The organism is Streptomyces sp. NPDC059957 (genome assembly GCF_042730015.1).
Classification (GTDB): Bacteria; Actinomycetota; Actinomycetes; order Streptomycetales; family Streptomycetaceae; genus Streptomyces.
Genome location: NZ_JBHWMB010000108.1, coordinates 14,465 through 21,375, shown reverse-complemented (window position 1 = coordinate 21,375; position 6,911 = coordinate 14,465). Strand labels below are relative to the sequence as shown.

Here is a 6,911-nt window from a genome sequence, read left to right as displayed (position 1 = left end):
GCTTACGTGGTCGAGCCGCCCTTGCGGGTCACCCTCCTCGCGCGGGACGCGGCCGGATGGGCCCGGCTGTGCCGCCTGGTCTCCGCCGCCCACGCGGCCGGTGCCCACGCGGCCGGTGCCCACGGGGGCGCCGCCCGCGCGGCCGAAGCCCCCGCCGACGCCTCCCACGCGGCCGCAGCTGCGGCCGCAGCCATAGCCACAGCCGCATCCCCCGCCCCCGCCCTGGCCCCGCCACCCGTCGTGTCCTGGCCCGTCCTGGAGCGCTACGCGGACCAAGGAATGGTGGTCATGCTCGGCCCGATGTCCGAGCCCGTGCGCGCCCTCGCCGCCGGCCGGCCCGATCTGGCCGAGCGGCTCCTCGCCCCCTGGCGGGAGATCGTGGGCCCGGGGCTGCGGCTGGAGGTGCTCTGGTACGGGGTCCCCGGCACCGGGCCGGGCTCGCTGCGTCTGGCCGCCCGCACCCTGGGGCTGGCCGACCGGCTCGGCATCCCGGCGGTGCTCACCAACGCCGTCCGCTACGCCGACCCCGCCCAGCACCGCATCGCCGACGTACTGGACTCCGCCCGGCTGCTGCGCCCCATCGACCGCCGCCGGCTGGACAGCGGCGAGCGCTGGCTGAAGGGGCCGGACGCGATGGCGTACGCCGCCGAGCGGATCGCCGCGGCCACCGGCCCGGGAGCCGGCTCGGGCGCCGCCTCGGACCCGACCCGTACGGCGGAGCTGCTCGCGGAGACCGTACGTACGGCGGAACTGTGCACCGTCGACCCGGTGGCCGACCTCGGCATCGGCATCGGCACCGCCCCCGCGCGGCGCAGTTTCCCCGAGCCGGAGTCGGTGGGCGCCGGCCCCGGGCCGGACGAGGCCGCGGCCCTGTTGCGCCGGCGCTGCGCGGAAGGGATGTTCGCGCGCGGCCTGGACCGCGACCGGCAGGCGGTCCGGCGGCTGGAGCACGAGCTCGGCGTGATCGGGAAGCTGGGCTTCGAGTCGTACTTCCTGGCGGTCGCCCAGGTCGTCACCGACATCCGGGCCATGGGCATCCGGGTCGCCGCCCGCGGATCCGGAGCCGGGAGCATGGTCAACCACGCCCTCTTCGTCGCCACGGCCAACCCCCTCGAACACCACCTGCTCTTCGAGCGCTTCCTCAGCGTCCGCCGCCGCTCGCTCCCCGACATCGACCTCGACGTGGAGTCGGCCCGCCGCCTGGAGGTCTACGACCGGATCATCGAACGGTTCGGCTCCGAGCGCGTGGCCGTCGCCGCGATGCCGGAGACCTACCGGGCCCGCCACGCCCTGCGCGACACGGGCCTCGCCCTCGGCCTGCCCCCGCAGACCGTCGACACGATCGCGAAGTCCTTCCCGCACATCCGGGCCTGCGACATCCGCGGAGCCCTCGCCGAGCTCCCCGAGCTCAAGGAACTCGCCGCCGAAGCGGCCTCGTACGGTCCGCTGTGGGAGCTGGCCGAGGGCCTGGACGCCCTGCCGCGCGGCTACGCCATGCACCCGTGCGGAGTGATCCTCTCCGACGCCGCCCTCCTGGACCGGCTGCCGGTGCAGCCCACCCCGGGCGGGCGCTACCCGATGGTCCAGGCGGACAAGGAGGACGTCGAAGACCTCGGGCTGGTCAAACTGGATGTCCTGGGCGTACGGATGCAGTCGGCGATGGCGCACGCCGTCGCCGAGATCCGCCGCACCACCGGCCGCCAGCTCGACCTCGACAACCCCGATCACGTCCCCCTCGCCGACCCCGGCGCCTTCGCCCTCATCTGCGCCAGCGACACCGTGGGCATGTTCCAACTGGAGTCGCCCGGCCAGCAGGACCTCGTCGGCCGCCTCCAGCCGCGCGGGGTCCAGGACGTCATCGCCGACATCAGCCTGTTCCGTCCGGGCCCGGTCAAGGGCGGCATGCCCGCCCTCTACATCGCCGCCCGCCACGGAGCCGCCCCCCGCTACCCGCACCCCGACCTCGAACCGGTCCTCGCCGACACCTACGGGGTGACCATCTGGCACGAGCAGATCATCGACATCTTCGCGGTGATGACCGGCTGCGACCGGGCACTGGGCGAGATCGCGCGCCGCGCCCTCGCGGGACCGGACCGGCTGCCCCGGGTGGAGGCGTGGTTCCGGCAGCGGGCGGGCGCCCGCGGCTACGCCGGCGCGGTGCTCGACGAGGTGTGGGGGATCGTCGCGGCGTTCGGTGCGTACGGGTTCTGCCGCGCGCACGCCGTCGCCTTCGCCGTGCCCGCCCTCCAGTCGGCCTGGCTCAAGGCCCACCACCCCGCGGCCCTCTACGCCGGGCTGCTGGAGCACGACCCGGGCATGTGGCCCGCCCGGGTGATCGTCTCCGACGCCCGCCGCCACGGCGTGTCCGTACTCCCCGTGGACATCAACCGCTCCGCGCCCGAACACCGCGTCGAGCGGACGGCGGACGGGGCCTGGGCGGTCCGGCTCTCGCTGTCGACGGTGAAGGGAGCCGGAGCCGAGGAAGTGGCCCGCATCGCAGCCGGCCCGCCCTACGCCTCGCTGCAGGACTTCTGGGAGCGGGCCCGCCCGGCGCTCCCGACCGCCGAGCGCCTGATCCGGATCGGCGCCCTCGACGCTCTGCGCGGCCGCCTCACCCGCCGCGACCTCCTCCTCCAGGTCTCCGAGCTCCACCGCCACACCCGGGGGCGCGCGGTCGACGGCCAACTCGCCCTCGGCGGCGCACTCGTCACCGCCACACCGTCGGGGCTGCCGGAGATGACCAGCCGCGAAGCGCTCAACGCGGAGATCGAGGTCCTGTCCATCGACGTCTCCCAGCACCTGATGGAGCACCACCACCGGCTGCTCCGCGAGATCGGCGCCGTCGACTCCGCCCACCTGGGCGCGATGCGCCCCGGGGAGCGGGTCCTGGTCGCCGGAGTCCGCGCCTCGACGCAGACACCGCCGATCCCCTCGGGCAAGAGGATCATCTTCGTGACCCTGGAGGACGGCCGGGGCCTCGTCGACATCGCGTTCTTCGAGGACAGCCACGACGCCTGCGCCCACACGGTCTTCCACTCCGGTCTGCTCCTGGTCCGCGGCACCGTCGAGGCCCGCGGGCCGCGCCGCACCGTGGTCGGCCAGATGGTCTGGAACCTCGAGGAGATCGCGGTCGCCCGCCGCGACCGGGGCCCCGAAGCCGCCCTCGCCCTGCTGGGCCGCGCCGATCCGGCCCCCACGCCCGCCCAGGGCGCCGCCCCGCCGCGCACCCTCGCCAACGGCACCAGCGGAGCGCGCCTCCACCCGTACGCGGACCTCCAGCCCGCGGGCACCCGCGCCGCCGACCTCAAGTCCCTCGGCTACACCAGCCCCGGCTCGGCGGGGTGACCACCATGCGACAGAGCGATCGGTCAGAGGGGGTGGGGGCGGCGGGCACGAAGCAACCGGTGTTCTTCCACATCCGGCTCCACCGCCGGGACGGGGGCCGCGGGCTGCCCGAACTGATGGAGGTACTCGGCCGGTTCACCCCGGTTGCCCAAGCGCTGCCGCCTTCGGCCGCGATCGCGCAGATGTCCGGCGCTCTTCGGCTGTTCGCCGTGGACCCCGTGGGTCTGGCGAACCGGCTCCGCCTCCAGGTCCTCGCGCTGCACGGGCTCGACATGTCGGTGGGGGTCGGCCCGTCGTGGTCGGTGGCGGCCATGGCATCCGCCCGTGCCGGGGAAAGGGGGCTGCTGCTGGTCATGCCGTCCGAGATCGGCTCGTTCCTCGGACCGCTCCCCATCGAGGACCTCTACGGGATCCAGCGCACCGCGGCGGCGCAGCTCCGTACGCTCGGGGTCGACACCATCGGGCAGTTGGCGGATCTGCCCGCCGTCACGGCGGCACGGGTCCTCGGCAGGCCCGGGCAGGCCCTGCTGGAGCAGGCGCGGGGAATCGACCGCCGTACCGTCGCCCCCGGGCGGGAGCCGGTGTCGGTCAGCCTTCGGGCCGACTTCCCCAGCGATGTCCTCGACGGCCCGCAGGTACGTGCCACCGCGCTCCGGCTCACCACGGAGCTCGCGGCCCTCCTGCGCTCACGCGGACAGGCCGTGCGTACCGTCACCGTGGCCGTCCGCATGGCCGACCGGAGCGAACTGGCGAAGACCCGGACCCTGCCGATGGCTTCCGCTCACACCGATGACGTGCGCCGGGCGGTGTACGAGGTCCTGGACGGCTTCGGGCTGCAGCGTGCCCGGATCCGCCGGATCGCGCTGACGGCCCAGGCCGTCGACGGCGCGCAGGCGCCGACGCAGCTGACCTTCGATCCCGTCCGTGAAGCACGGGTGCGCGCCGAACCGGTCATCGACGCCCTCAACCACCGTTACGGGCCGGGCACGGTCGGCCCGGCGGCCGTCGTCATCACGACGGCGGCCTGAGGCCCGGCTTGCTGACCGGTACAGCCGCGACGCCGAGCCGCGGCATGTCGGTCCTCGACCCGACGGCCACGAGGTCGACCGCTCCACCGAGGCGTCCCTCGGGCACGCCAACGGACGGCGCAGGCGACGGACCTTCGCCTTCGCCGTCCCGATCGAGCCGGGCTCCGGGAGGAACCCGCCATTTCCGTCCGGGGGTGGTCCCGGCGGGCCGGAGCGGGGTTAGCGTCCCCGAATGTCCTCGAACACACAGGCGTCTTCCGCCAGTTCGCCCAGCCGTCGGGTCCTCCTGCGCACCGCCCTGGCCGGTACGGCGGCCGCCGGGTCCGTCGGCTCCGTCCTCGGGCTCGGCTCCGTCTTCCCGGCCTCCGCCGCCGAGGCCTCCGCCGAAGCGCTGGACGGGGCCCGTCCGCGGAGTCCCGAGGAGGCGCTGCGGCGGCTCGCGGCCGGCAACCGGCGCTGGGCGGCGTACCGCCAGCAGCACCCGCACGAGTCGCGTTCCGTACGCCTCCAGGTGGCGCGGGAACAGCACCCCTTCGCGATCGTGCTGGGCTGCGTGGACTCGCGGGTGCCGCCGGAGCTCGTCTTCGATCAAGGGCTCGGTGATCTGCTGACCGTGCGCGCGGCGGGCGAGGTGCTGGACGAGGCGGTGCTCGGCAGCATCGCGTACGGGGTCCTGGAGCTCGACGTCCCCCTGGTCCTGGTCCTCGCCCACCAGTCGTGCGGGGCCGTCGGCGCCGCGGTCCACGCCGACGAGACCGGTACCGAGCTGCCCGCCCACATCCAGTACCTGGCCGAGCAGATCCGGCCCTCCATCGATCACGGTCAGCACGGTGAGGCCCGGGTCGCGGCCACCATCGACGCCCACGCGCGCCGGACCCGGGGCCTGCTGGCGGCGGAGCCGGACCTGGCCCGCAGGATAGCCACCGGCCGGCTCGCCGTGGCGGTCGCGCGCTACGACCTGGTCGACCAGAAGGTCCGCATGCTGCGCACCGAGTAATAGCGTTCGGATATCGCATGGCAGCGCATCGTCGTCGCCACACAAAAACACCCCGGACCGATTGACGGCCGGGGTGTTTGTCTGCGTATATTTGATGTTTCACATCAAGGCAGAGCTGAGACGTGAAAAGGCTTATGAGGACACCGTACCGCGTCAGGAGTGGAATTGTCAACCGAAGAATTCCGGAATGAGCAGCAATTCATCACGTCCCTCTACGCGCGCCTCGACGACCTGCGAGAGAACGCCGAACGCGCCGTGCAGGGTGCGCTCGGCGAGGCCGGCAGCGGGTTCCAGGCGCGACTGGAGCGGGATGTCGTGGTCGCTGAACAGTCCGGTCTGCTTTCCGCTCTGAACTCTGGCGAAAGCGGCCTGTGTTTCGGCCGGCTGGAGTTCTCCGACGGCTCGGACCACCACATCGGCCGCATTGGAATCAGGCAGGACGACAGGGAGCGCACCCCCCTCGTCCTCGATTGGCGGGCCGAAGTCGCACGGCCGTTCTATCTCGCGACCGGGTATTCCCCCATGGGACTGCGCCGGCGCCGCCACATCACCACCCGGGGCCGCGAGGTCACGGCCCTGCACGACGAGATCCTCGACCTCGCCGACACCGAGCGCACCGGCCACGAGGGGGCCGACGCGGACGCCGTGCTGCTCTCCGCGCTCGACGCCGCCCGGACCGGCCGGATGCACGACATCGTCCAGACCATCCAGGCCGAGCAGGACCGCATCATCCGCTCCACCCACCGCGGAATCCTGGTGGTGGAGGGCGGCCCGGGCACCGGCAAGACCGCCGTGGCCCTGCACCGGGCCGCCTACCTGCTCTACGCGCACCGCGAGCTGCTCGCCAAGCGCGGCGTGCTGATCGTCGGGCCGAACCCGGCCTTCCTCGGCTACATCGGCGAGGTCCTCCCGGCCCTCGGCGAGACCGGGGTGCTGCTGGCCACCCCGGGCGAGCTGTTCCCCGGCGTGCGCGCGAGCGCCGTGGACCGCCCCGGCGCCGCCGCCGTCAAGGGGCGCGCAGAGATGGCCGGCATCCTCGCCCGCGTCGTGAGCGACCGGCAGGCACTGCCGGAGACCGTGCCCGCGGGCAGCGGCGAGGACGCAGACCTGGTCCCCGAACCGGCCCTGGAGATCGACCACGACGACTACGGGACGCTGCTGCTCGACCGGACCATGGCCCACGAGGCCCGGGACCGGGCCCGTGCCACCGGCCTGCCGCACAACCTGGCGCGCCCGTACTTCGCATTCCGGATCATCGACGCGCTCACCGAACAGCTCGCCGACCGGCTCGGCGCCGACCCCTACGGCGGCCCCAACCTGCTCGGCCCCGACGACATCGCCCAGCTGGGCAAGGAGATCGCGACCAGCGCCGAGGTGCACGCCGCCATCGACACGCTGTGGCCCCCGCTCACCCCCCGGCAGCTGATCGCCGACTACCTCGCCGAGCCCACGTACCTCCCCGAGCGGGAGGCCGGGCTGATCCGGCGCACGACGACGGGCGAGGCGGACTGGACCCCGGCCGACGTCCCGCTGCTCGACGA

Annotated in this window: 4 protein-coding genes; all 4 read left to right on the top strand. The window is 73.9% G+C overall.

Annotation, left to right across the window (positions count from 1 at the left end):
* Positions 1 to 3,345: DNA polymerase III subunit alpha (dnaE, locus tag ACFWBW_RS38760; protein WP_385383568.1), on the top strand; the 3,345-nt coding region annotated here is incomplete at its 5' end.
* 5 nt (positions 3,346 to 3,350) lie between these two features.
* Positions 3,351 to 4,373, top strand: a complete 1,023-nt coding sequence (locus tag ACFWBW_RS38755; protein ID WP_385383565.1) for a hypothetical protein — start codon at positions 3,351 to 3,353, stop codon at positions 4,371 to 4,373.
* A gap of 232 nt (positions 4,374 to 4,605) precedes the next feature.
* A complete protein-coding gene (locus ACFWBW_RS38750) occupies positions 4,606 to 5,370 on the top strand; it encodes a carbonic anhydrase (protein WP_385383562.1) in 765 nt (254 codons plus the stop codon).
* 165 nt (positions 5,371 to 5,535) lie between these two features.
* The coding region (locus ACFWBW_RS38745) for a HelD family protein (RefSeq protein ID WP_385383573.1) at positions 5,536 to 6,911 on the top strand (1,376 nt) is incomplete at its 3' end.